We start from the raw sequence: 24,026 nt of genomic DNA, 5'->3' as shown, positions 1-24,026 counted from the left end.
TCTCGCCATCAACGATAATCAGGAGATTGTCGACGAATATGTGGGTGGGGGGTGCGCTGTGCTGGACTTCAGCCTGCTGGGGCCGCTGCGGGGCTGGCACGACCGGCTGCCGCTCGATCTCGGGCGGCCGCAGCAGCAGGCCGTGCTGGCAGCGCTGCTGCTGACCCCGCAGCAGGCCGTCACCGACCGGCGGCTGATCGAGGCGGTCTGGGGTGAGGACGAGCAGCGCTGGCCCTGCAACGCCACCGGCGTGCTGCGCACGCACGTCAGCCGGCTGCGCCGGGCGCTGGGGCAGGCGTCGGCGACGGCCGCGCAGGCCGTCGCCTCGGTCACCGGCGGCTACCGCCTCGACCTGGCCCGGGAGCGGATCGACGCCCATCGCTTCGACGACGCGATCGCCGCCGGCTTCGCGCTCCGGCATGACGACCCGTCGGCTGCCAGGGCGTGCCTGACCGAGGCCTTGGGCCTGTGGGTGGGGTCGGCCCTGGACCGGGTCCCGGGACCGCTCGCCGAGCGGGCCCGCCGTGAGCTCACCGAGCGCCGACTCGCCGCGATCGAGCTGCGGATGGAACTCGACCTCAGGCTCGGCGGCTGGCGAGAGGTCGCGGCGGAGGCCGAAGCGCTGGTCGCGGAGCATCCGCTGCGTGAGCGCTTCCACTACTTGCTGACGCTCGCCCACCACCAAGGCGGGCGGACGGCCGAAGCGCTCGCTTCCTTCGAACGAGTGCGTGAGCTGCTGGCCGAGGAGCTGGGCCTCAATCCCGGGCCCCAACTCATGGAACTCCATGAGGAGTTGGTCAGCGGAGCGCCCGCGCGGCCGATCGGGCGCCAGGTCGCCTGCGGCCGATTGCGGCCGCGTCAACTCCCGCACGCGAACGGTGACTTCGTCGGTCGGGAGGATGCCATCGCGGTGCTGGAGGGCCGGCTGCGCACCCCCGAACGCCGAGAGCCGCCGATCGCGGTGATCGACGGCGGTGCCGGTACCGGGAAGACCGCGCTCGCGGTCCACCTCGGTCATCGGGTGCAGGACGCCTACCCCGATGGCCAGTTGTTCGCCGACCTGAAGGCCGGCCAGGGGCCCGGGTGGATGCGGCGACCGTGCTGTCGGGCTTCCTGCGGGCGCTGGGCGCCGGATCGGCCGTGGCGGCCACCGACGCCGACGCCTTGGCGGCGGAGTACCAGCGGGCCCTGGCCGGCCGGCGGGTCCTGGTCCTGCTCGACGACGCGCCGGGTGCGGAGCCGATCGCGGCACTGCTGCCGGATGCACCGGGCTGTGCCGCGATCGTGACCTGCCGCTCGTCCGCGGCGGCGGGCCGGCTCACGCTCGGCCCGCTGGCCGACGGTGAGGCGCGGGAACTGGTGGCCCGGCTCATCGGGGCGCAGCGCACGGCGGCGGAACCGGAGGCCGTGGCGGCGCTGATCGCCGCCTGCGGCGGGCTGCCCGCCGCGCTGCGGGAGGCGGCCGGTCGGCTCGCCGCGCGCCCGCGCTGGCCGGTGGCGCACATGGTCGAGCGGCTGGCCGCCCGGCCTGGGGCCGACCCACAGGGTTCGTGACGGCGGCCCCGGCCTCGGTTCACGGGTGATCGGGCGGGGCCGGCCTCCGGTGCGTCAGGTGCCTCAGCCGAGCTGCTGCAGGGGGAAGATCGAGTAGCCGACGACGCCGTTCTCCTGGACGATCTGGTAGCTGGCCCAGATGGTCATGTGGCCGCCGTTCTCGACGGTCAGGCCCTTGGAGATGTAGTTGTTCTGGGTGCCGCTGGCCCAGCACACCCCGTTCCCGGCCGAGTAGACGACGAAGTTGCCGTCGGTCTGCATCACCGCGCGCGAGCCGCAGCCCACCGTGCTGCTGTTCCAGGCCACCCTGGAGCTGGCCCACCCGTCCTGGGTCGTGTACAGCACCAGGTTGCCGTCGCTCTGCATGATCAGCTCGGTGTTCCCGTCATCGCTGTAGAGCCACCAGCCCTGGTCGAGCTCCTGATTGTTCATGATGGTGTTGCGCGGCGACGGGGCGATGGCCGCCTGCGCGGTGCCGCTGGTGGCGAGCACGCCGACGACCGCCAGCGCCCCGGCCATGGTGAGCCCGACGGCTCGCCGCAGACCCCGTCCGGTGTGCGCGACCTTGTTCCACATCTGCTTCTCGTCCTCCTGGTACCGCGTCGGCGCCGGTGGTCACCGGCCGAGGAGAACGTACTGACAAGCGATCAACATCCGATGAACGGGCTCAGCGGAGTCCTCCTGGCCGTTATCCATCCGTAACGAGCATTACATCTACCGATAAGAACAGGTCACCTGTAACGTCCTCTTCATGTTCGACGCCGGCGCCAGTCGTCGGCAGCACGCCAGAGGAGGGTCCGACCGTGTTGCTCACCCGCCCGATCCGTCATGCGGCCGCCGCAGTCGCTTTGTCGACAGCGGCCGTCGTATCGCTCGCCGCCTGCGGCGGGAACGCCGCCGACGCAGCCGCAGTCGTCCCCACCCGGGCAACCGTCGCCGGGGCGCAGGTCACCCGCGACCAGGCGCTGCACGACGCGCTGCCCGACCGGATCCGGCAGAGCGGCACCGTCCGGGTGGCAACGGACGTGCCCTACGCGCCCTTCGAGATGTTCGCCACCGAGGGCGGCTCGGACCTCACCGGACTCGACTACGACCTCGGCCAGGCGCTCGGCGCCAAGCTCGGCGTGCGGTTCGCCTTCACCCCGCAGAAGTTCGACGGCCTCGTACCGGCCGTCCAGGCGGGCAAGTTCGACGCCGCCATGTCGGCGCTGACGGACAGCAAGGAGCGCCAGCAGGTGCTCGACTTCGTGGACTACTCGGTCTCCGGCTCGGGGATCCTGGTCGCCAAGGGCAATCCGTCCGCCGTCACCAAGCTGGACGACCTCTGCGGCCGGCAGGTCGGCGTCGAGGCTGCCAGCCACCAGCTCCAGCTGCTCCAGGCCCACCAGTCGACCTGCGCGGCGGCCGGCCGGCCGCCCGTGGGGATCCAGACCTTCCCCAAGGACTCGGACGCCCAACTCGCGCTGCGCTCCGGCAAGGTCGTCGCCGACCTGCTCACCAAGCCGGCGGCCGGCTGGACCGCCAAGAACGCCGACGGCGGCGCCGCCTTCGAGGTCGTCGACGACCCCGCCGCCAGCAGCGGCTACGACGCGACACCGAACGGCATCGGCGTCAGCAAGCAGCTGCCGCAGCTCACCGAGGCCATCCGCAAGGCACTGCAGCAGCTGATCGACGACGGCACCCTCACCCGGATCTGCGCCGCGTACGGCGTGCCGTCGATCGCGGTGAAGCAGGCCACCGAGAACGCGGGGGTGTCCTGAGATGGCCGCCGCCTCGACCTCCGCCGAGACGGCCCGCTCCGACGCCCCGGCGCCGCAGGAGCTGGTCGCCGTGCCCGTCCGGTACTGGGGCCGCTGGATCGCCGCCGTCGCCGCCGTCGCCGCGCTGGCGGGCCTGGTCGGCTCGCTCGCCCGGAACCCCAACCTGCACTGGAACATCGTCGGCCACTACCTGTTCGCCGGACTGATCTTCGACGGACTGGGCACGACGCTCTGGCTGACCGCGGCCGCGATGGCCCTCGGGCTCGAGCTCGGCACGCTGGTCGCCGTACTGCGGCTGTCGGCCAACCCGGTGCTGTACGGCCTGGCCACGCTGTTCGTGTGGGTCTTCCGCGGCACTCCGCTGCTGGTCCAGATCCTGTTCTGGGGCTATGCGGGGGCGCTGTACAAGCACATCATGATCGGCATCCCCTTCACGCACGTCACCTTCCTCCAGGCGGACACCAACAGCGTGCTGACACCGACGGTCGCCGCCCTGCTGGCCCTCGGACTCAACGAGGCCGCGTACGCCAGCGAGATCGTCCGGGCCGGGATCCAGTCCGTCGACGAGGGGCAGACCGAGGCAGCGCACTCGCTCGGCATGCGCCCGGCGCTGACGATGCGCCGGATCGTGCTGCCGCAGGCGATGCGCGTCATCGTCCCGCCCATGGGCAACGAGGCGATCAACATGCTCAAGATGACCGCCCTGGTGTCGGTGATCTCGGCGCACGACCTGATGTCCAACATCCAGGACGTGTACGCCCAGAACTACCAGGTCATCCCCATGATCGTGGTGGCCAGCTGCTGGTACCTGATCCTCGTCACCCTGCTGGGCGTCCCGCAGTCCTGGCTGGAGCGCCGCTACGGACGCGGCTCGGGCCGGGGCGGCCACAGCAGCCCGCTGCGGCGCCTGGTCGCGGGGACCGCGCTGCGCCTGCCCGGCCTCGGTGCGCGGCCCACCCACCCCACCGTGCAGAAGGGATGACCATGGCAACTCCCATGGTGCGTGCCGAGGGTGTGCGCAAACACTTCGGAAAGCTCCAGGTCCTCAAGGGCATCGACCTCACCGTCGAACGCGGGCAGGTCTGCTGCCTGCTCGGGCCCTCCGGCTCCGGGAAGTCCACCTTCCTGCGCTGCATCAACCACCTGGAGAAGGTCGACGCCGGGCGGCTCACCGTCGACGGCGAGCTGGTGGGCTACCGGCAGCACGGCGACCGGCTGCACGAGCTCAGGGAGCGCGAGGTCGCCCAGCGCCGCCGTGACATCGGCATGGTGTTCCAGCGCTTCAACCTGTTCCCGCACCTGACGGCGCTGGAGAACGTGATGGAGGCCCCCTCCGGGTCGCCGGCACCGCCCGGACCCAGGCGCGAGGCGAGGCCGAGCGGCTGCTGGAGCAGGTCGGCCTGGCCGACCGGGCGGGCCACTACCCGGCCCAGCTCTCCGGCGGCCAGCAGCAGCGGGTCGCCATCGCCCGCGCCCTGGCGATGAAGCCCAAGCTGATGCTCTTCGACGAGCCGACCTCGGCCCTCGACCCCGAACTCGTCGGGGACGTCCTGGACGTCATGCGCCGACTCGCGGCCGACGGCATGACGATGGTGGTGGTCACCCATGAGATCGGGTTCGCCCGCGAGGTCGCCGACACCGCCGTCTTCATGGACGGGGGCGTGGTCGTCGAGTCCGGCGACCCCGCCAGGTCCTGACCGATCCTCAGCAGGAGCGCACCCGCGCCTTCCTGTCGAAGGTCCTGTGAGCGGGCCCGCGCGGCAGCAGTGCCGCGACACCTCCGCGCTGCTGGCCCTGGCCGAGCAGCGGCTGGGCGCCTACCTGGACGGACTGGCCGAGCTGGTGGCGATCGACTCCGGCTCCTACAGCCCCGACGGCGTCAACCGGGTGGCCGACTGGACGGCGGCCCGGCTGGCCGCCCTCGGCTTCGCGACCGAGCGGATCGCCGTACCACCGGCCCACGGGCACCGGTCCGGTGACGTCGTGGTGGCCCGCAGGTCCGGCAGCCTGCCGGAGGCCGACGGCGGCCGGCGGATCCTGCTGGCGGCCCACCTGGACACCGTCTTCGAGGACGGCACCGCCGCCGCGCGGCCGCTGCGGATCGACGGCGCGCTGGCCCACGGCCCCGGTGCCAGCGACGACAAGGGCGGGCTGCTGGCCGGGCTCACCGCCCTGGAGGTCCTGGACGCCGTCGGGTTGGACGGGTACGCCGAGTTGGTGTTCCTCGCCACCCCGGACGAGGAGATCGGCTCACCGGCCAGCCGTTCCGTCACCGAACGCACCGCGCGTGGCATGCACTACGCGCTGGCGCTGGAGTGCGCCCGCGAGAACGGGGACCTCGTCGTCGCCCGCAAGGGGGTGGCGGACTACGTGCTCACGGTCAGCGGCCGCGCCGCGCACGCCGGGGTGGAGCCGGAGCGCGGGGCCAACGCCGCCCTGGCGGCGGCCCGGTTGGTCATCGCCCTCCAGGCCCTCAACGGCCGGCTGGGCGACGTGACGGTCAACGTCGGCGTCATCCGGGCCGGCCACCGCGCCAACATCGTCTGCCCGGAGGCCGAGCTGCGCGTCGAGGTGCGGTCCGCCACCGGCGCGGGCCTGGCGCGCGGTCGCGCCGCGCTCGAACAGGTCGCGGCGCGGACCCGGGTCCCGGGGACGTCCGTGCGGGTCGAGCTGCTGGAGGTCTGCCCGCCGATGGAGGACACTCCCGCCGCCCGCCGCATCCTCGCGCACGCCCTGGCGGCCGGGGAGCAGCTGGGCCTGGTGTTCGGCGCGGCGGCGACCGGCGGTGTCGGTGACGCCAACCTCATCGCGGGTGCCGGGGTGCCGGTGCTGGACGGGCTCGGCCCGGTCGGCGGGGCCGACCACACCCCGCAGGAGTGGCTCGACGTCACGACCGTGCCGGCGCGGGTCGCCCTGCTGGCCGCCCTGATCGCCCGGCTCGGCGACGAGCGGACGGGCTGACCCGGGGACACAGACCTCCTGCACCGGTTGTACAGCGCCGTGGCCGGTGCAGGAGCCCACCGCGCGGGCCGCGGGCCGCGGATCGCTGCGCGGCCGGCGAGCCGGCGACCGCGCAGTAGGCTCGCCGGACACGGGCGGTGCCGACCGGACGGTGCCGACAAGGTGCCGACCGGACGGTGCCGACAAGGTGCCGACCGGACGGTACCGGCACGGTGCCGACGGCAGGAAAGGCAGGCAGGACGATGGCCCGCAGCACGCTGGCTGAGGAGATCCGGCAGAAACTGGGGGAGCTCAGTCCTGCCGAGCGCAAGGTGGCCCGGGTGCTGCTGGCCGCCTATCCGTCCGCCGGGTTCGAGACCGTCGCGGTGCTCGCCGAACGCGCGGGCGTCAGCGCGCCCACCGTCGTCCGCTTCGTCAACCGCCTCGGCTACCGCGGCTTTCCCGACTTCCAGGCCGCCCTGCGCGGTGAGCTCGACGAGCGCAACGCCTCACCGCTGTCGCTGTACACCACCCCCGGATACGGCCGCGAGCCCGAGGCGCAGGACCTCACGCCGGACCGGGTGCTCGGCACCGCCGTCACCCGCACGCTCGCCGAACTGCCGCCCCACGACCTGGAGCGCGCCGTCCAGGTGCTGGCCGACCCGAAGCGCCGGATCACGCTGTTCGGCGGCCGGTTCACCCACCTGCTCGCCGAGTACCTGGGCCTGCACCTGATGCAGTTGCGGGACGACGTGCGCCTGGTGCCCGGCCGCGATGTGGAGCGCACCGCCGTCCTGGCCACGCTCGGCCGCCGCGACGTGCTGGTGGTGTTCGACTACCGGCGCTACGAGGCCGACAAACTGACGGTGGCCCAGCTGGCGCAGGAGCGCGGCGCCCGCGTGGTGCTGTTCACCGACGCCTGGCTGTCGCCGGTGGCGCAGTACGCCGAGGTGGTGCTGGCGAGCCAGGTCATCGCGCCGTCGCCGTACGACAGTTACGTGCCGACCCTGGCGGTCGTCGAGACGCTCATCGCGGGGGTGCTCTCGGCGCTCGGCGAGGACGGCCGGCGCCATCTGCAGGCCGCCGAGGAGGCCGCCGACCGCGCCGGGCTCCACGACCGCTGACCCGGTGGCCGATTCCCCTGCCGTCCTACACGTGGAACGGGACCGTGGTGACGACGATCTTCGGCAGGGGCCGCAGCGCTCTGCGCAGCCGCGGTGCGAGGCGGTTGTGCAGGAGTCGGTGGCGCCGGTGCCGTACGACGATCTCCGGGAGGATGACGGTCAGGGTGAGGTCCGGGCGCTGGCGGTGGAGGGACTCGATGTAGTTGACCAGGGGAGCGACGATCGCGCGGTAGGGGGAGAGGACGATCTTGAGCGGCAGGTGGTCGCCCCACTGGTTCCAGTACTCGCGGAAGCGCTCGGCCTCGAACGCGCTGGGGCTGATGTGCAGGGCGAGGACGGGCTGTCGGAGCGAGGCGGCATAGGCGAGTGCGCGCATGCCGGCCAGGTCCAGCGCGGCGATCGGCACGATCAGCAGGGGGTGGATCTCCTCGGGAGTCTCCTCGCCCTCCGCATCCGCCCCCGTCCCGGACGGCGCCCGGAGTGCCGGGCTCGGCACGGGTGCGCCGGCTGGTGTCGCGCCCTCCCGTGAGCGTGGCGGTGTGATGGTGCGACTGGGGATCTCGACGGCGTGGGGGTGCAGGGCGAGTGCCTCGGCGACCAGGTCGTAGTGGTGCCGGATCCTGGTCGCCACCAGGATGAACAGTCCCACAATGAGTGCGGCGAACCAGGCGCCCTGGGTGAACTTGGTGATCGCCGCGGTGATGAGCACGATCGCCGAGAGCAGCGCGCCGACGGCGTTGAAGGTCAGACTCTTGCGCCAGTGACGGTCGCGCAGGCGCCACCAGTGAACGACCATGCCGGTCTGCGACAGGGTGAAGGCGAGGAAGACACCGACGGCATAGAGCGGGATGAGCGGCGCGGTCTTGCCGCCGAACGCCGCGTAGATCGCGGCCGCGGCGACCGAGAGCAGGACGATGCCGTTGCTGAAGGCCAGCCGGTCGCCCAGCCGTAGGAAGATCCGCGGTGCCTGGAGGTCGCGGGCCAGCAGGTAGAGGACGCGGGGGAAGTCGTTGTAGGCGGTGTTGGCCGCCAGGAGCAGGATCGCGGCGGTGGCGGCCTGGGTGAAGACGTAGCCGACACCCGAGCCGAAGGCGCGGTGAGCCAGCTGCGACAGGACCGTCTCCTGCGGGTTGGGGACGATGCCGTCGAAGTGGACCAGCGCGACCGTGCCGGCGAAGAGCACGATGAGCAGGCCGACCATCCAGGTCAGGGTGGTGCGGGCGTTGCGCCATTCGGTCGGCTGGAAGACCGGGACCGCGTTGGAGATCGCCTCGATACCGGTCATCGCCGTCGAGCCGGAGGCGAAGGCACGCAGGACCAGGAGCACGCTGACCCCCTCGGTCGCGGTCAGCCGCGGTGTCGCGGTCGGGTGGAATCCGCGGCCGCCCGCGTCGTACAGCCCGACGGCGACCAGTACGAGGACCGCGATGACGAAGCCGTACGTCGGTGCGGCGAACAGCGCGCCCGCCTGGCGTACGCCGCGCAGGTTCCCGGCGAGCAGCACGGCGATCACGGCGAGGCCGATCGGCACGATGTCGCGTTGGAGTGAGGGGATCGCCGAGGTGACCGCCGCCATGCCGGAGGCGATCGAGACCGCGACGGTGAGGATGTAGTCGGTCATCAGACCGGCGGCGGCCGCCAGCCCGGGGAGGCGGCCGAGGTTGGCGGTGGCGACGATGTACGAGCCGCCGCCGTGCGGATAGGCCCGGATCGTCTGACGGTAGGACACCCCGACCGCGAGCATCAGGAACGTGATCGTCACGGCGATCGGCACCGAGTAGCGCAGGCCGGCCGTGCCGGCGAGGACGAGGACCGCCAGCATCGCCTCGGGCCCGTACGCGACCGAGGACAGCGCGTCGGCGGAGAGCACCGGCAGCGCCACCAACTTGCGCATCCGCTCGTGCGCGATCGCGGTGCTCCGCAGCGGTGCCCCGAGCAGCACGCGCCGCACCCCGGAACCGACCCTCCCGAGCCGGGACGTCCGGGTGTCCTCACCGGCCGTCTCGACCGCCGGTGGCTGCCCACCGACCGTGGCCACCGGCACGAAGCGACCGAAGCGCACCGGCCGGATCTCGGAAGCAGGTGGATAGCGACCGAGATCCGGATCCACGGGCAGCGCACGGCGCCACGCCTGCGGATCCCCGGCCACCCGCCCCCACTCGCGCCCCACCCGGCGCAGCACCCCGAGCTGCTCCGCGTCGAGCGCCGGCAGCAGGGCGTCGGGGCTCGGCGCGCCGCCCTCCTGCGCACCGCCATCGTCCCGATCTGTACTTGACACAGCACACAGTGTTACGCATGGCATCCCCAGCCGGGGGCAAGGTACAAGCCGCGCCGCCACCCGAGCGGAGCGCTGGGGATCCTGCGCGTCCGCATGTGGTCGAGGCGTACTCCGGCGCCCAGTGGCGTGGCTCCAGTTCGGCCCCTACGGTCGTGTTCTGACACGGGCCCGTCGTCGCGGGAGGCCAGGATGCGGTACTACCGGTGGATCCTCGAGGCGCAGGACGACGACGGCCGCTGGTCCCAGCAGGACGGCGCTCCCATGCCGAATCCCCTGGAGTACGACGGGACGCCCCGGGAGGCGGCGAACCACCTGCGGGACGGGTTCGTCCGTACGCTCTCCAGACCCGCGCCCGGCCCGCGGGCGATCAGGGTCCGGGTCTGGGAGGGGCGGCACTCGGTCGGCGAGCCCCAGGCCGAAACCGAGTGGTCACGCGAACAGCCGGACCAGCCGTGGGCGGAAGGTCAGGGGCGGGGCCGGCGGTGAACGGCATGGTGCCGTCCGCTGCTGACCGTTGTCATCCGTCGGCCCGCGGGTCGGCGGTCGGCACGCCCTCGGCTGTCAGGAGGTCGGTGCCGGGGCGGGTGTTGGCCGGGTCGGATGCCGCCGTCATCAGCCGCTCGGCGGCTGAGGCCTCGGCCTCGGGGGGAATCACCAGAAGCTCCAGGCGCAGCGGGATGAAGGAGCACACCACCACCTCGTCCGCGTCCTGCTCCTCTTCGAACCACCCGACGTGGATGACGTGGCCTGCGACCGGAACCCGCCGGGGAATGACCGGCCAGTGCCTCGGATTCACGGTGACCCGGGTGATCTTGCCCCACTTGGGGTCCAGCGCCGCCGCCAGTGGCGGGAGTTCACTCAATAGGTCGTGCGAGCGGGGCCACCAGGCACCGTCGAGCCGACCCGGGGTGGCGCCCTCGGGTGTCAGTGAGAGCCGGACCGGCGGTTCTGGCCCCGGAGGCCGGGAGGCGGTGGGATCGGAGGTCGCGGTCATATCGAACACCAGCCCTGGGCTCGTTGTGGACGGCCTGTTATCGGCGCTGGGCACCGAAGGAACCCGCAGACCGTTGACGGTGAGTTCTTTCACCGTACTCCGGCCGCGCCACTCGACCACCTGGGTCCTTACGCCGGTGACCAGGGCCCAAGGTATTTCTCGGATGACTTTTCTGATCAAACATTACGCGTGGGAATTTATGAAGAAATCTATGCGCAGGGGAAGGTCCGAATTCTCGCGGTTCGGAGTATTCTGGAAAGTACCGGGAGAAGTTACCGGTAGGTCGATTGCGAGGAGGCGAAATATGCGGATCAGTGAGGCAGGATCTCTGACTCTGCGACTCGTGATCGCAAAACCGTCCTCCCTTTCGGCGGGAAGATCATAGAGTGGCGGGGGTGGGGGGCCGGGGGCGCGGACTCAGATCCTGTTGTTCCGGTCGGTGTTGCTTACGCAGGCCGGAAGCCCGTCCCCGCAGCGATGCGGGGACGGGCTTTTTGCGGGGTGGGTCGAGAAACGCAGCCGGGGCCCTGGTGCGCTAGGAACTCTTCGCCACGTCCATGGCGGCCGGATCCTGGTCCGGGGCCGGGAGGCCGAGGGCGGCCAGCTCGGCCTTGGTCTGGTCGGTGACCGGGACGCCCCAGGCGGAGAAGAAGCCGGCCAGGTTTCGTCCGGCGACCCGCGAGGCGTTCAGGACGAGGTACTGCTCGGGGTCGGCGGCCTGCTCCGCCCGGCGGGTCAGCTTGTGCAGCTCGGGGTAGAAGCGGTCGCCGAAGGCGAGGCGCAGCTGTTCGAACATGGCCAGCCGGACGAAGGGGTCGCCGTCCTCCGCGTCGTAGTTCCGGGCGGCGGCCGGCTTGGCCAGGTAGCCGCGGACCGCCTCGGGCGTGCCGTCGGCGGCGAGCCGGCTGGGCTGCGCGGCGTCGCGTTGGACCGCGAGGCTGTAGATGTTGACGGTCACCTCGGTGGTGCTGTCCCACGTCCACGAGGACTGCTGGTGCATGTGCCCGAGCTCGTGCCAGATGCCCCAACCCTTGTTCAGGGCGGCGGTGTTCAGTATCTCGTCGATCGAGTCGGAGGGGTAGCAGACCCGGGTGTAGTACGCGTTGGGGTCGATGTGCGCCCGGCCCTCGGAGACGAAGTACCGCAGCGGGCTGCGCGCGTCGCTCGGGGCCTTGCCGCCCAGTCCGCTGATCGCGTCCTCCACCGCGAGGATGTGCTCGTACCCGCGCAGCAGGTCGTCGGGGTCCTGCCCGGCGTTGCGGCGGGCCGAGTCGAGGTGGACGGTGAGGACCAGGTGCTCGCTGACGAACTGGGCGACCGGCACGTCCTTCGCCGCCTCCAACTGCGCCTTCCACTGCGCGGCGGGCGTCTTCCCCAGGACGTGGAAGGGGACCGGCCGGGCCGCGTCGCCGAAGTGCAGCGTGAGCTCGGGCGCGGCGCCCCCACCGTCCTTGGTGTAGCGGACGTACAGCAGGCCGCCGGTGTCGTCGCCGACCACCGTCGTGGCGTCCTGGAGCCGGTGGGTGCGCGGCTCGTCCTCGGTGCCGCTGTCGGTGCCGTCCAACCCGTAGGTGCCGACCAGCAGTTCGGGCACGGGCGCGTCGCCGGGCCGGTCGGCCGTGACGGTCAGGCTGGTGTGCGGCGGCAGGTACAGGCCGGTCGGCTGGGTGTCGTCGGGGTGGAACTCGGTGGCCAGGCGCTGCTGTTCGGCCTCCGCCGAGGGCGTGGCCGCGAGCGTGACGGTCAGCGGGGATGACGACGGCTGGGCCGGCCGGGCGGGCGGGTCTGCGCTGCACCCCGCGCTCAGCAGTGCCGCGGCCGCGGCGGTGGCCAGCAGGGCTGCCATCGGGACCCGGCCGGCAGCCCGGCGCCCGGTCGTGGAACTGCTGCTCATGGGTGGAACGCCCTCCTGCCGTCGGCCACGGACCGCCGGCGGCCGCGCTCTCCGGTAGTGGGGTGGATGGGAGGAGAGCGCGACCGCCGACGCCCGGAAGCCTCGTCGAACCGGCATGAGGATTTGATGAGGTGCCGGGACCGGAGGGATCGGCCGGCCCGGCAGGGCGTCAACCGTGCACGGGCAGGCGGAGGGTGAAGCGGGCGCCGCCGGTCGGGCTGCTCCCGGCGGTGAGGGTGCCGGCGTGAGCGCGGGCGACCCAGGAGGCGATGGACAGCCCGAGGCCGGTGGAGCCGGAGCCGCTGTGGAAACGCTCGAACAGCGAGTCGGCCAGCTCGGCGGGGATGCCCGGTCCGGCGTCGTCGACCGTGACCGCGCCATCGGCCCGCACGGTGAGCTCCACCCGGGCGGGCGCTCCGGCTGTGCGGCCGTGGGTGAGCGCGTTGCCCAGCAGATTGGCGACGGCGCGGCGCAGCAGTTCCGGGTCGGCGTTCACCACGGCGGGCTCGGTGCGGACGGTGACCTGGTGCCCGTCGGTGTGGGTGTCGTCGGCGACGGCCTCCACGAGCTGGTCGAGGCGCAGCGGTTCGCGGGCGAGGGTGACGACGCCCGCGGTGAGGCGGGCGCGGGTGAGCAGTCCGTCGACGAGCTCGCCCATCCGGGTCGCCAACCGCACGGTGCGCTCCAGCGCCGCGTCGCGCGCGGTGTCGTCGCGCAGGGCGGTCTCGGCGAGCAGGCGCAGCGAGGCGGCGGGGGTGCGCAGGTCGTGGGCGGCCTCGGCGAGGAAGGCCTCCTGCTGCTGCAGTGCGGTCAGCGCGGGCCGGATGGCGCGGCCGGAGAGCAGGTGGCCGGCGATCGCGGACAGGCCGAGCAGGACGGCGCAGCCGGCGGCGAGCAGGCCAGTCAGCTCCCGGTGTGCGGCCTGGTCCGAGGTGAGGTCGCCCACGGCGACGATCGAGCCGCCGGTGCCCTGGCCGTCGGCGGTGGCGAAGACTCCGGCCGCGAGCCTGAGCGGGTGGCCGTCCGTGCCGCGGCCGTCGGTCAGGACCCGGCCGCCCTCCTGCACCGACGCGGCGGCGATCGCCTGGACGTCGGCGGGGCGGGCGTGCGCGCACGGCTGGCGCGGGGTGAACGCGGGCTTGAGGCTGCCGCCGGTGTCGGACAGCACGAACAGCGACGGGCAGGAGGTCTCGACGTAGTCGTTCAGGGTCGTGGCGACGAGCTGCCCGGTGTCGTCGAACTCGAGGCCGGAGACGGCCTGGGTGATCTGCAGCTTCAGCTCGCTGTCGAGCTGGCGGCGCCGGGAGAGGTCGTCGTTGTGCACGGCGAAGCCGGCCAGGCCGATCAGGCCGATCGCGCTGGTCAGGGTGAACAGCGCGGTGAGGCGCCAGCGCATCCGGTGGGCCCGGCGGGCCGCGGGCGTCCGGTCGGCCCGGTCGGCATGCGGCCGGAACCGGCCGGGCAGCACTCTCACCGTCCGGACCCGGCGCCGTCGGTGCCGTCGGCGGCCAGCCGGTAGCCCACGCCGCGCACGGTGTGGACGAGGGGCGGGGCGCCGAGCTTGCGGCGCAGCTGTGAGACCAGCACGTCGACGACGTTGGAGTTGGGCTCGGCCATCTCGTCCCAGCACTTCTCGATCAGCTCGGCGCGGGGCACGGCCTGATCGGCGCGGATCGCCAGGACCTCCAGGAGCGCGTACTCCTTGGCGGTCAGCACCAGCAGCACGCCGTCCCGGCGCACCTGCCGGCGGGCGGTGTCGATCTCCAGGCCGGCGACGCGGTGCACCGGCGGGGTGACGGTGCCGGCCCGGCGGCACAGGCTGCGCACCCGGACGATGAGCTCGGGCACCGCGAACGGCTTGACCAGGTAGTCGTCACCGCCCGCGGTGAACCCCTCGACCCGGTCGGCGATCTGATCGCGGGAGGTGAGGAACAGCACGGGCACCGAGCGGCCGTTCTGCCGCAGCTGCCGGACGTAGTCGAGGGAGTCGCCGGACGGCAGCATCCGGTCGAACACGACGCAGTCGTACTCGGTGACGAACAGCGCCTCGTCGGCGGCCGGCAGATCCGCCGCCTCGTCGACGGCCAGACCGTCACCGCGCAGCGCGGCGGTGACGGCGAACCGCAGGTCGTCGTTGTCCTCGATCACCAGTACGCGCACGGCGGCCAAGGATAGCCGCAGTCCTCCTCATCAAATCCTCAGCATCGCTCGGCGAAGCTCCCATCTCGTTCGAAGCACCGGAAGGCAGGACGGAGCATCGCAGTGCAGCGGAATCCCATGAGGCGTACCCGCCGGTTCGGCCCGCACGCCGTGGCCCTGGCGGCCCTGGCGGTCCTGGGCGCGGCAACGCTGGCCGGATGCGACGCCCCGGCGCCCCGCACCCCCCTCGGTCCGCTCGGGCTCTCCGCGACGGCCCCCAACCCTGCCGCCGAGTGCGCCCTCGACCAGCAGAAACCCACCTGGGCGAGCTGCGGCGACAACCCGGCGGGCGCGTCGTCCCGCCCGTGGGCGGCGCTCGGGTGAAGGTGGGGGCCCCAGGCCCGTCCATCCCCCGGAGACACCGTGTGGAGCATCCCGGTCCGTCGGCTCGCCGCCCCGCTGGCCACCGTCCTCGTCGCCCTGCTGGTCACCGCCTCGGCGCCCGCCACTCCCGCCCCGCTCACCGCTGACCTGGACCGCCTGCTCGCCGATCCCCGCCTCGCCGGGGCCGAAGTGTCCGTGCTGGTCAGCGATGCCGCCACCGGCACGGTGGTCTACCAGCACGACGCGGACGCGCTGCTGCTGCCCGCCTCCACCCAGAAGACCGTCACCGCGGCCGCCGCGCTCGACCTGCTCGGCCAGGACCACCGCTTCACCACGCAGGTCCTCGCGACCGGCTCCCGCACCGGCGGCCGCCTCGACGGCGACCTGGTGCTGCGCGGCGGCGGTGACCCGAGCCTGCAGCCGGCCGACCTCGACGCGCTGGCCGCCCGGGTCGCCGCCGGCGGCGTCACCGAGGTGACCGGCGGCGTGCTGGCCGACGCCTCGCGCTATGACGACGTGCCACTCGGCGCGGCCTGGGCCTGGGACGACCAGGCCGCCTACTACAGCCCGCAGATCTCCGCCCTCACCCTCACCACCGACAGCGACGACGACGTGGGCACCGTGCGCCTCACCCTGACACCGGACACCGCGGCGGGCGGACCGGCGGCCGTCCGGCTCACCCCCGAGCAGGCGCCCGTCCGGGTCAGCGGGCAGGCCGCCACCGGCGCGGCGGGCAGCCCGAACACCGTGCAGGTGGATCGGCGTCCCGGCGGCAACGACCTGGTGCTCTCCGGCAGCCTGCCGGCCGACGCTGGCCCGACCGACGAATGGGTGGCGGTCGACGACCCCGCGCGGCTGGCCGGCACCGTCTTCGCCGCCGCACTGGCCCGGCACGGCGTCGCGGTGCACGGCGCACTGCGCGAGCAGCGGGCCCCGGCGGGCGCCGCCGTGCTGGCCGCGCACGACTCGGCGCCGCTCGGCGAGCTGCTGGTGCCCTTCCTCAAGCTCAGCAACAACGGGATCGCCGAGCACCTGGTGAAGGAGATCGGCGCGGTGAAGGCCGGTTCCGGCAGCTGGACGGCCGGGCTGGACCAACTGCGCGGCTACCTGCACCGCAACGGACTCGAGGTGACGCCGGCCCGCCAGGTGGACGGCTCCGGACTGTCGCGGCAGAACCTGATGACCGGGCAGCGGCTGGTCGCACTGTTCCGCTTCGCCAGGCGGCAGCCCTGGTTCACCACTTGGTACAACGCGCTGCCGGTGGCCGGCGACCCCCGCCGGATGGTCGGCGGCACCCTGAGCGACCGGTTCCGCGGCACCCCCGCCGAGGGCCGGGTGCACGCCAAGACCGGCTCGATGACCGGCGTGGACGCGCTGGCCGGCTACCTGGAGCGGGCGAACGGGCAGACCCTCGCGTTCAGCCTGCTGGTGAACAACTTCGCCGGGGACAGCCCGCGCCCGGTGATCGACGCCATCGTGGTCCGGCTGGCGTCCGACGCCGCCGCAGCCCCGCGCCAGGCGGCCCCGGCCGCCCCCGGTCCCGCGCACGACTGGGAGGCCGCCTGCGGCCGTGCCGACCAGGGCGTGACCGGCTCGGGTGCCTGCCGGGTCTGAGGGGCAGCCGGGCGGGTCGGTCAGCCCCGAGCGGGTCGGCTCCGATGAAGTGCAGCGGCATGGAAGGACGATTTCGCGGACTTGACGGATAGTCAAGGGCCGGCTGCGGAACGGGAATGCCGAACCCTGGGGTGAAAGCGTCTGCCTTGCTAGGACGGCGCCATGGTGAGCCCGGCCGCTGCCGCGCCACGACTGAGGACCACCGAGCGGATGTGGTCCAGGGCCTGTGCGTAGTCGCCGCGGTTGGGGTTCTGCCGGACCGCGTCGGCAAGGTCGAGGACCCGGTAGGGCGGCCCGAGGTCCATCAGCTGCGGGATGAACTCGGCCTTGGTGACCGTCCAGCGCTGACCCGGCTGGGCCGGAGGGGAGAAGGTGAACCGGGCGATCGAACTCCAGTTGCCGCGCGGGTCCTCGGCGCCCGTGTAGTTGAACATGTGCCCGGCGATCTGGTCCCCCATCCCGTAGACGGTCCAGGTGCCGTTGACCTTCTCGTACGCCTGGGGGATGTGGGCATGGGTGCCCAGGATCAGGTCGATGACGGGTGCGCCCTCCTGCTGGCCGGCCGTCAACTCGCGTGTGAGGGTGAGCTGCTGGTCGTTCGGATCGTCCTGCCATTCGGTGCCCCAGTGGATGCTGACCACCACGATGTCGGCGCCGGCGGTGCGGGCGGCCTTGGCGTCGGCCAGGATCCGGTCCCGGTCGATGAGGTTGACCGCCCAGGGCTGCCCCGACGGCAGGGGGATGTCGTTGGTGCCGTAGGTGTAGGCGAGGTGGGCCACGGTGGCACCGTGCACGTGCAGCAGGGACGGCTTGCCGGCCTCGTCGGCGTTGCGCGCCGAGCCGGTGTGTCTCAGGCCCACCGCGTCCATGGCGTCGAGGGTTCGCTGGATGCCGGCGGAGCCGTCGTCGAGCGTGTGGTTCGAGGCGGTGTCGCAGGCGGCGTACCCGGCGTCCTTGAGGGCTCGGGCGACCTGCGGGGGCGATTTGAAGGTCGGCCAGCCGGTGAACGGGCCGCCGTCGGCGCCGTACACCGTCTCCATGTGGCAGATGGCCAGATCGGCGCCGCTCACCACGGGTTTGACGCCCGCGAGCATCTTGGAGAAGTCGTACCCGCTGCCTCCGGCGTCGTCCGCGGCCTGCTGGATGATCTCGGTGTGCGGGAGGACGTCGCCCGAGGCGAGCAGCGTGAAAGCCCGCGGGCCGGCCGGGGACGCGGCCGCCGAAGGGCTCCGTCCGCTCCGTCCGCTTGGTCCGCCAGGGCCGCTCGGGCCGCGATGCGACGCGGTCGGGGCGCCGCTGCAGCCCGCGATGGTCGTGAGCAACGCGGCAGCCATCGTCAGGGCCGGCAGTCGCATCGTGGAGTCACCTCATCGTCAGGAAGTCGGAATGTATGACCAGGACTCCGACTATGCAGCCGACGGATCTCGAACGCACTCGCGCGAATCACCCGATCGGTGGGCAGACCGCCGGCGGGAGCGGCTCGGCCGGGCCGATGTGGTCGTCGCCGGCGGGGTCGAGGCGAGCATCCAGCCGCTGCCGCTGGCCGCGTTCGCGCAGATGATGGCGCTGTCTACCGCGAACGACGACCCCGAGCACTCCTCCCGGCCGTTCGACGCCAAGCGCGACGGGTTCGTGCTCGGCGAGGGCGGCGCCATCCTGGTGCTGGAACGGGCCGACCAGGCCCGGGCCCGCGGCGCGCGGGCCCACGGCGCGGTGCTCGGCGCCGGGATCACCTCCAGCGCCGCGCACATCAGCGCCTCCGACGTGCCCGGCCAGATCCGGGCGATGCGGCAGTCGCTGCGCGACGCGGGGCTCGACGGCACGGACATCGGCCTGGTGCACGCGCACGCCACCTCCACCCCGCAGGGCGACCTGGGGAGGCCGACGCCATCGCCACCGCCGTCGGCAGGCACCCGGTGGTCACCGCGACGAAGTCGATGACCGGGCACCTGCTGGGTGCCTCCGGGGCACTCGGCGCCGCCGCTGCCGTCCTGGCGCTCCGGGACGGCTCGGCGCCGCCCACGCGCAACCTGGAGAACCTGGACCACGCCGTCGAGTTGGACGTCGCCGCCGGTGCCGCACGGACCGGTCGCTGGGACGCCGCGCTCGCGAACTCGTTCGGGTTCGGCGGCCACAACGTCTCGCTGGTCTTCGGGCGGGTGTGACGCCGGCGCCTGCCGGGGGAGTTCCTCAGGCCTTGGCGGGCAGGTAGTACGGCCGGTTGTGGGCGGCGACCGGGGCGGACTGGTAGGTCCAGACGCCGGACGCCGGGGCGGTGCCGACGAGTTGGCCCAGGTGTCGGCCGACCTCGCCGGCCGGGTCGGTGACGTCGAGGCGGACCCGGGGTGCGGTGGCGGCATCGAGGCCGTGGTACCGGTAGGGGTGGTAGACGTTCATCGGGCCGGCGAGCAGGCCGGCTTCGGGGTCGGTGCCGTAGCCGGTGATCGGCGTGTTGTTGACCGGTTCGGCGGCGAGGCCGGCCAGATCGGCGTGCAGGCTGAACAGGGTGCGGTCGTCGTGTTCGATGCCCGAGCCGTCGGCGGTGAACCGGGCCCCTTGCAGGCGATGGACCAACTCTGCTGCTCGGCAGGTCCGTTGAGGGAGGGCATGGTGGCCTCGAACCAGCCTGGGTACTTGGGCTCGGCGTAGAGGCGGCGGCCGGCGTCGATGGCCAGCGGGTTGTCACAGAGCACATGGATGCGGGCGATGCCGAGCAGCTTGGTCTGGTCGAAGCCCCGCGCGTACTGGCGGTAGTCGAGGGCGGGCAGGCGGTGGGCCTCGGCGGCGGGGTGGGCGATGATGTTGACCTCCACCTCCTGGGTGATCCCGCCGCCGTTCGGGTACTGCGCGAAGTACAGCTGGTAGTTGAGCGACACGCAGGCCCGCCCGTCGAACTCGGCGGCCACCAGGCCGGGGTGGCGTTCGGCGAGCAACTCGCGGGCCGGTTCGGGGTCGACCAGGTAGTCGACCCCGATGTTGTGCAGGGCGCCGTAGTGGAACGGCAGTTGGTACGGCGCGGGGACGGGCGGCAGGGACGGGCGCTGGTCCGGGGTCACGGGAGGTCGGCTCCTTCGAAGGCGCGCTTGAGGCGGATCGGCCGGTGGCGGGCGAGCAGGTCCTGGTGCATGCGGTCGGCGCTGCGCAGGGCGAGGGCCGCCATGGTGAGCGAGGGGTTGGAGGTGGCGACCGTGGGCATCGAACCGCAGCCGACCGCATAGAGGTTCGAGTGGTCCCAGCAGCGCTGCCACTGGTCGACGACGGAGGTGGCGGGGGAGTCGCCCATGATGTGGGTGCCGGCACCGTGGCCGGCCGCCCGGTAGGCGTACGGCCGGCCCTCGTGCTCGAAGTAGCCGGGCCAGGCGGGACCCGGCTCGAAGCGGGTGCGGTCCTCGGCGCCGAGCAGGCCCATCAGCTGGTCCGAGACGCCCTTGGCGGCGGCGATCCCGCGCTTGACCCAGTCGGACAGGTCGTAGTGGACGACCGGGCGGGGCAGGCCGAGCCGGTCGCGGTGGCGGGGGTCGAGGGTGACCCGGTTGGCGGGGTCGGCGTCCTGCTCCATCTCGAACTGGAACGCGAACTCCCGTCCCACCCGGTCGCCGAGCGTGCGGCGCAGCTCGGCGCCGAACAGGCCGCGGCCGTCCGGGCCGCCGGTGCGCAGCAGTTCGGCGACTCGCAGATCGGGCGGGCCGAGCGCCCAAGTCCAGCCCCAGTTGCCGATTTCGACGCGGAACGGCGCCCGCCGGGCCCGGGCGGGCCCGAAGCGGAAGCCCTCCAGCCCGGAGGTCGACCCCGGCCCCCGGTACGGCCCGATCTGATGCTTCATCAGACCCCAGGTGAGCAGCACGGGATGGTCCATGAGGTTGCGGCCGACCTGGTCGCTGCGGTTCGCCGCATCGGAGAGCAGCAGGAGCTTGGCGTTCTCGATGGCGTGCGCGGCCAGCACCACCAGCTCGGCTTCGACGGTGTGCGTGCGGCCGTCGTGCGCCAGGTAATCGACGCCGCCGGCACGGCCGTTGGCGGCGATCCGGACCCGGGTGACGACCGCGTCGGTGACCAGGGCGACGGACGGTGCCCAGCGGGCCTGGGTCCGCAGCGGGGTGTACTTCGCGCCCGACGGGCAGATGGGCACGCAACTGGCGTGCCCGACGCACCGGCCGCCGTCGGGCCGGTAGCCGGCGCCGCCGTCGTGCCCGGGATCGGGAACGCCGTTGCGGGCATGGGGCGTTGTGGTGACCCGGAGCCGCACCCGCGCCTCGCGGTCGCGCACGGACCGGCCGTCCAGCGCCTCGGCCATGACGTGGTCGAGATGGCTGCGCGGGATCGCCCGCATCGGGAACCGGTAGCCGTCCGGGAACGGCAGGCCGACGGCCTCGCGCTGCTCGTCGGCGTCGGCGGCGACTCCGAGCTCGTGCTCGGCCGCTCGGTAGTACGGCTCCAGATCCTGGTACCCGATCGGCCAGTTGCGCCCGTGCCCGAAGTCGCCCGCCCGGAAGTCCTCGGGGTGCATGCGCGGCGCCAGGCCCGTCCAGGCAAGCCCCGTACCGCCGTTGGCCCGCAGGTAGCCGCTGGCGTACGGCAGCGGGCCGCGCTGCACCAGGTACCCGTGCGCCCGGTAACCGCCGTCCGGGCGGCCGGTGAGGTCGGGGACGTCCGGCGAGGGTGCGGAAGGGCTGGTCGGGTAGGGCGAGTTCGGCGACTTGACCAGCGCCGTCCGGTACGCCTCCAGGGCGCGGTCGGGCCCGGCATCCGTCGCGCCCGCTCCGGCCTCCAGCACCAGGACGCGCCAGCCGCGGTCGCCGAGCACCTTGGCGACCAGGCTGCCGGCGAAACCGGCGCCGACCACGATCACGTCCCAGCGGCGGCCCCCGGGCGCGGTCACGCCGGGTCCGCCGGCGGGTGCGACCAACTGCCGTGCCCCGGTGCGGCGGTGCTCGGGGCGTGCCCGCCGAACGTCCGCCAGACCAGGCCCTCGGCGTAGGCGCGCGCGGAGACCACGAACGCCGGGTCCCGCTCCGGGGCCGTGCTGCCGCCGAGCCCCGGCCAGGTGCCGAGGTACCACAACTGGGCTATCGCCTGCGCCAGTTCCCGTTCCGGCCCGTCACCGAACGCCGACGGGCCGATGCCGCCTCTGGCCACGGTGGCCGTGAGCCGGTCGAGGGGCTCCGCGCCCGCCTGCTGGACCACCAGCGCCTGGTAGGCGCCGACCATGCCCGTCCCGCGCAGCTCCGCCGGGCTGAAGCCGGTCAGAGCGGAGGACAGGGCCAGGAACTCCGCCACCGTCGTCATTCCGCGCTCCCAAGTGATCGTCATGCCCACGGCAGACTCGCCTGGGTGATCATTCCTCGGTTCGCCGGTTTCATGCACCGGCAGCGGGGTCGGCTCGGCGGTCCCTTCGGGTCAGTTGACCTGATATGAGATCAACTCGGCGCCTGTTGACCGGGGAAGCGTGCGCCCGGGCGGCCGGGCGCACGCTTGCCGCTGGTCAGTTCCGGTAGCGGTACAGGATCCGGCCGCGGGTCAGGTCATACGGGCTGAGCTCCACGAGCACCCGGTCGAACGGCAGGATCTTGATGTAGTTCTTGCGGATCTTCCCGCTGATGTGTGCGAGCACCTGGTGCCCGTTCTGGAGCTCCACCTTGAAAGTGGCGTTGCGCAGGCATTCGACCACGCTGCCCTCGATCTCCAGGCCCTTCGATGTTCTTGGCAAAGTCTCTCGTCTCTCGAATCGCTGAGCTATCGGGTGAGTAGTGGGTGAGTTGAGGTCGGAACGGTGAGCCGGCGTGGCGTCAGCGACGCACCAGTTCGATGGTGCTGCCGGCCCGACGGGCGCCGAGGCCCTCGAACAGCGCGATCGCGGCGGTGTTGGACTCGTCCACCTCGGCCCAGGCGGAGTCGATCCCGGCACGGTGCAGCGAGCCCAGCGCGTGGGCCAGCAGCGCCCGCCCGACGCCCTGGCGGTGCTGGTCGGCCCGCACCGCGATCAGGCCGATCCGCGCGCGGCGGCGGACCGGCACCACGCGGACCAGCCCCACGTACCGGCCGTTCCGCACCGCCACCGTGTACTTCGACGGATCCAGCACCATCGCCCCGGCCGGGCGGGGCAGCACCTCGGCCGGCATGGTCTGCCAGCCGACGGTGGCCTCGACCTCCTCGCGAATCGCGCGGTCCAGGGCACGCAGCAGGCCTTCGTCCGCCTCTCCGGCGGGCAGGACCGTCACACCCGCCGGCGAGGTCACACCCGCCGCCGGCCGCACCGCGTCGACCACGGTCTCGCTCGGGTCGGTCGGCAGAACGTACTCCCGCTCGCGCCGTGCGGCGGTGAAACCGGCCTGCTCCCAGCGGGACTTGAGGTCAAGGTCGGCCTCGCCGACCAGGGTGTGGAGGGGGTCCGTCAGGTCCGCCAGCATGGCGGCGGCGAGCTGGTCGAAGACCTCGTCCTGCCACACGTCGATGCTGACGAAGAGCCGCCCGTCGGGCCGCTGCGAGACATCGCCGTGGCCGACGATCAGATTGCGGGTCACGGCCTGCCACTGGGTCTCGCCGACCCGGGTGATCATCACAGAGTTCATGGCTGTCGTCCTCTCAGGAGTGCCTGGTTGCAGAGGCGCTCCCGACGACACCTAGGTCAGTCGCACACCGTGAAGAAAGGAGGGAGCACCCGCCTCGATACAGCGTTCACGGGTCTCACCTCCTAGCGTCCTGCCACGGTGCTCAGTACGTTAGCAACCATCGGCTTCCCGGCCAACTCAATTATTCGAGTGCTCAAGAGCGCGCCGTGAGGGAAGCCAGCGCGCTGGGCCGCACCGCGCCGGCGGCGGCCGAGCCGAGCAGCAGGCCGGCCAGGTCATGGGCCTGCGCCTGCTCGCCGGTCGGAGTCGCCGCGGTGATGCGGTCCAGCCGGAAGCCCCGGCCGGCCCGCCGGGTGCGGCACCAGGCGATGAGGTACCACTTGCCGTCGGCGGTGAGCAGCCCGGCCGGTTCCACCAGGCGGTCGCTCTCCCGGCCTTGCGCGTCGGCGTAGGACAGGCGCAGCGCCGTGCCGTCGGTGAGGGCCTGCTCCACTGCGGCTCGGACCGACTCGGCGGTCCGAGCCGGCAGCGCGACGATCCGTGCGGCGAGTTCCTGGGCCGCCTGCGAGGCGGGACCGGTCATCGAGGCCGCGATCTTCTGGGATGCCGTACGGGCCGCCCCCGCGTAAGGCGCGGAGGTGACGCACCGTCATGGCCCGCCGTACGGTCCGCCGTCTGGTCCGCCGCCGACGCGGACAGGTCGGTTTCGCAGCTGCGGGTCGCTACCCGGCGGAAGACGCGACCGAGTGCGTCTCGCAATCCGCCGGACGGGTGAG

At 72.8% G+C, this 24,026-nt stretch carries 23 protein-coding genes and 2 pseudogenes; 11 read left to right on the top strand and 14 right to left on the bottom strand.

What is annotated here, in order from left to right; all coding sequences use genetic code 11:
* Positions 1-58 precede the first annotated feature (58 nt).
* Together E6W39_RS10865 and E6W39_RS39210 are read left to right on the top strand one after the other, a co-directional pair.
* A complete protein-coding gene (locus E6W39_RS10865; RefSeq protein WP_141633359.1) occupies positions 59-1,288 on the top strand; it encodes an AfsR/SARP family transcriptional regulator in 1,230 nt (409 codons plus the stop codon).
* A complete protein-coding gene (locus tag E6W39_RS39210) occupies positions 1,285-1,554 on the top strand; it encodes a hypothetical protein (protein WP_181799196.1) in 270 nt (89 codons plus the stop codon). The genes E6W39_RS10865 and E6W39_RS39210 overlap by 4 nt, the downstream gene beginning before the upstream one ends.
* A 63-nt stretch (positions 1,555-1,617) precedes the next feature.
* Here E6W39_RS39210 and E6W39_RS10860 read toward each other — a convergent pair whose 3' ends face one another.
* Positions 1,618-2,130, bottom strand: a complete 513-nt coding sequence (locus E6W39_RS10860) for a hypothetical protein (protein ID WP_141633358.1) — start codon at positions 2,128-2,130, stop codon at positions 1,618-1,620.
* A gap of 227 nt (positions 2,131-2,357) precedes the next feature.
* Between E6W39_RS10860 and E6W39_RS10855 the strand changes: the two genes are divergently transcribed.
* The 5 genes and pseudogenes from E6W39_RS10855 (at position 2,358) to E6W39_RS10835 (ending at position 7,378) form a co-directional block, all read left to right on the top strand.
* Positions 2,358-3,314, top strand: coding sequence for an ABC transporter substrate-binding protein (locus tag E6W39_RS10855; RefSeq protein WP_228718083.1), 957 nt, complete (start codon positions 2,358-2,360; stop codon positions 3,312-3,314).
* Position 3,315: 1 nt separating this feature from the next.
* A complete protein-coding gene (locus E6W39_RS10850) occupies positions 3,316-4,296 on the top strand; it encodes an amino acid ABC transporter permease (protein WP_141633357.1) in 981 nt (326 codons plus the stop codon).
* A 14-nt stretch (positions 4,297-4,310) separates the two neighbouring features.
* Positions 4,311-5,061, top strand: a pseudogene (locus E6W39_RS10845) (amino acid ABC transporter ATP-binding protein).
* On the top strand, positions 5,058-6,275 hold the full coding sequence (locus tag E6W39_RS10840) for a M20/M25/M40 family metallo-hydrolase (RefSeq protein ID WP_141633356.1): 1,218 nt from the start codon (positions 5,058-5,060) through the stop codon (positions 6,273-6,275). The pseudogene E6W39_RS10845 and the gene E6W39_RS10840 overlap by 4 nt, the downstream one beginning before the upstream one ends.
* A 242-nt stretch (positions 6,276-6,517) precedes the next feature.
* Entirely contained in the window at positions 6,518-7,378 is an 861-nt protein-coding gene (locus E6W39_RS10835; protein WP_141633355.1) for a MurR/RpiR family transcriptional regulator, read from the top strand.
* 25 nt (positions 7,379-7,403) lie between these two features.
* On the opposite strand, the gene E6W39_RS10830 is transcribed toward E6W39_RS10835, so the two are convergent.
* Positions 7,404-9,272: an APC family permease gene (locus E6W39_RS10830; protein WP_228718639.1), complete on the bottom strand. Its 1,869-nt coding sequence runs from the start codon at positions 9,270-9,272 to the stop codon at positions 7,404-7,406.
* 573 nt (positions 9,273-9,845) lie between these two features.
* On the opposite strand from E6W39_RS10830, the gene E6W39_RS10825 reads away from it, so the two are divergent.
* On the top strand, positions 9,846-10,142 hold the full coding sequence (locus tag E6W39_RS10825) for a hypothetical protein (protein ID WP_141633353.1): 297 nt from the start codon (positions 9,846-9,848) through the stop codon (positions 10,140-10,142).
* 31 nt (positions 10,143-10,173) lie between these two features.
* Here the strand turns inward: E6W39_RS10825 and E6W39_RS10820 are convergent, their stop codons facing one another.
* The 4 genes from E6W39_RS10820 to E6W39_RS10805 all read right to left on the bottom strand — a co-directional run bounded on the left by E6W39_RS10820 (position 10,174) and on the right by E6W39_RS10805 (position 14,704).
* The gene (locus tag E6W39_RS10820; protein WP_141633352.1) at positions 10,174-10,650 is read right to left on the bottom strand and encodes a DUF5994 family protein; all 477 of its coding nucleotides are present in this window, start codon (positions 10,648-10,650) and stop codon (positions 10,174-10,176) included.
* Positions 10,651-11,185: 535 nt separating this feature from the next.
* On the bottom strand, positions 11,186-12,544 hold the full coding sequence (locus tag E6W39_RS10815; protein ID WP_181799195.1) for a M60 family metallopeptidase: 1,359 nt from the start codon (positions 12,542-12,544) through the stop codon (positions 11,186-11,188).
* Positions 12,545-12,713: 169 nt separating this feature from the next.
* Positions 12,714-14,018: a sensor histidine kinase gene (locus E6W39_RS10810; protein WP_228718082.1), complete on the bottom strand. Its 1,305-nt coding sequence runs from the start codon at positions 14,016-14,018 to the stop codon at positions 12,714-12,716.
* Positions 14,015-14,704, bottom strand: coding sequence for a response regulator transcription factor (locus E6W39_RS10805; RefSeq protein WP_141633350.1), 690 nt, complete (start codon positions 14,702-14,704; stop codon positions 14,015-14,017). The genes E6W39_RS10810 and E6W39_RS10805 overlap by 4 nt, the downstream gene beginning before the upstream one ends.
* A 117-nt stretch (positions 14,705-14,821) precedes the next feature.
* Between E6W39_RS10805 and E6W39_RS10800 the strand changes: the two genes are divergently transcribed.
* On the top strand, positions 14,822-15,067 hold the full coding sequence (locus E6W39_RS10800; RefSeq protein ID WP_141633349.1) for a hypothetical protein: 246 nt from the start codon (positions 14,822-14,824) through the stop codon (positions 15,065-15,067).
* A 39-nt stretch (positions 15,068-15,106) separates the two neighbouring features.
* Entirely contained in the window at positions 15,107-16,681 is a 1,575-nt protein-coding gene (gene dacB / locus E6W39_RS10795; protein ID WP_141633348.1) for a D-alanyl-D-alanine carboxypeptidase/D-alanyl-D-alanine endopeptidase, read from the top strand.
* Between the two features lie 149 nt (positions 16,682-16,830).
* Here dacB and E6W39_RS10790 read toward each other — a convergent pair whose 3' ends face one another.
* On the bottom strand, positions 16,831-18,036 hold the full coding sequence (locus E6W39_RS10790; RefSeq protein ID WP_228718081.1) for a CapA family protein: 1,206 nt from the start codon (positions 18,034-18,036) through the stop codon (positions 16,831-16,833).
* Between E6W39_RS10790 and E6W39_RS44060 the strand changes: the two are divergent.
* Positions 17,990-18,846, top strand: a pseudogene (locus E6W39_RS44060) (beta-ketoacyl-[acyl-carrier-protein] synthase family protein). The gene E6W39_RS10790 and the pseudogene E6W39_RS44060 overlap by 47 nt on opposite strands.
* A gap of 25 nt (positions 18,847-18,871) precedes the next feature.
* On the opposite strand, the gene E6W39_RS41275 reads toward E6W39_RS44060, so the two are convergent.
* The 7 genes from E6W39_RS41275 to E6W39_RS10755 form a co-directional block, all read right to left on the bottom strand.
* Positions 18,872-19,078, bottom strand: a complete 207-nt coding sequence (locus E6W39_RS41275) for a hypothetical protein (RefSeq protein ID WP_228718080.1) — start codon at positions 19,076-19,078, stop codon at positions 18,872-18,874.
* On the bottom strand, positions 19,075-19,737 hold the full coding sequence (locus E6W39_RS10780; RefSeq protein ID WP_228718079.1) for a hypothetical protein: 663 nt from the start codon (positions 19,735-19,737) through the stop codon (positions 19,075-19,077). Before E6W39_RS10780 ends, E6W39_RS41275 begins: the two co-directional genes overlap by 4 nt.
* Positions 19,734-21,560, bottom strand: coding sequence for a GMC family oxidoreductase (locus E6W39_RS10775; RefSeq protein ID WP_141633347.1), 1,827 nt, complete (start codon positions 21,558-21,560; stop codon positions 19,734-19,736). The genes E6W39_RS10780 and E6W39_RS10775 overlap by 4 nt, the downstream gene beginning before the upstream one ends.
* Positions 21,557-21,991 carry a sorbitol dehydrogenase family protein gene (locus E6W39_RS10770; protein ID WP_228718078.1) on the bottom strand — a complete coding sequence of 145 codons (435 nt, stop codon included), beginning with the start codon at positions 21,989-21,991 and terminating at the stop codon, positions 21,557-21,559. Before E6W39_RS10770 ends, E6W39_RS10775 begins: the two co-directional genes overlap by 4 nt.
* Before the next feature lie 172 nt (positions 21,992-22,163).
* A complete protein-coding gene (gene infA, locus E6W39_RS10765) occupies positions 22,164-22,388 on the bottom strand; it encodes a translation initiation factor IF-1 (protein WP_141633345.1) in 225 nt (74 codons plus the stop codon).
* 79 nt (positions 22,389-22,467) lie between these two features.
* Positions 22,468-23,250, bottom strand: a complete 783-nt coding sequence (locus tag E6W39_RS10760; RefSeq protein ID WP_141633344.1) for a GNAT family N-acetyltransferase — start codon at positions 23,248-23,250, stop codon at positions 22,468-22,470.
* 193 nt (positions 23,251-23,443) lie between these two features.
* On the bottom strand, positions 23,444-23,833 hold the full coding sequence (locus tag E6W39_RS10755; protein ID WP_228718077.1) for a helix-turn-helix transcriptional regulator: 390 nt from the start codon (positions 23,831-23,833) through the stop codon (positions 23,444-23,446).
* Between the last annotated feature and the right edge of the window lie 193 nt (positions 23,834-24,026).

Origin of the sequence: Kitasatospora acidiphila (genome assembly GCF_006636205.1) — a bacterium.
GTDB classification, from domain to species: domain Bacteria; phylum Actinomycetota; class Actinomycetes; order Streptomycetales; family Streptomycetaceae; genus Kitasatospora; species Kitasatospora acidiphila.
This window is presented reverse-complemented; position numbering and strand designations above follow the sequence as displayed.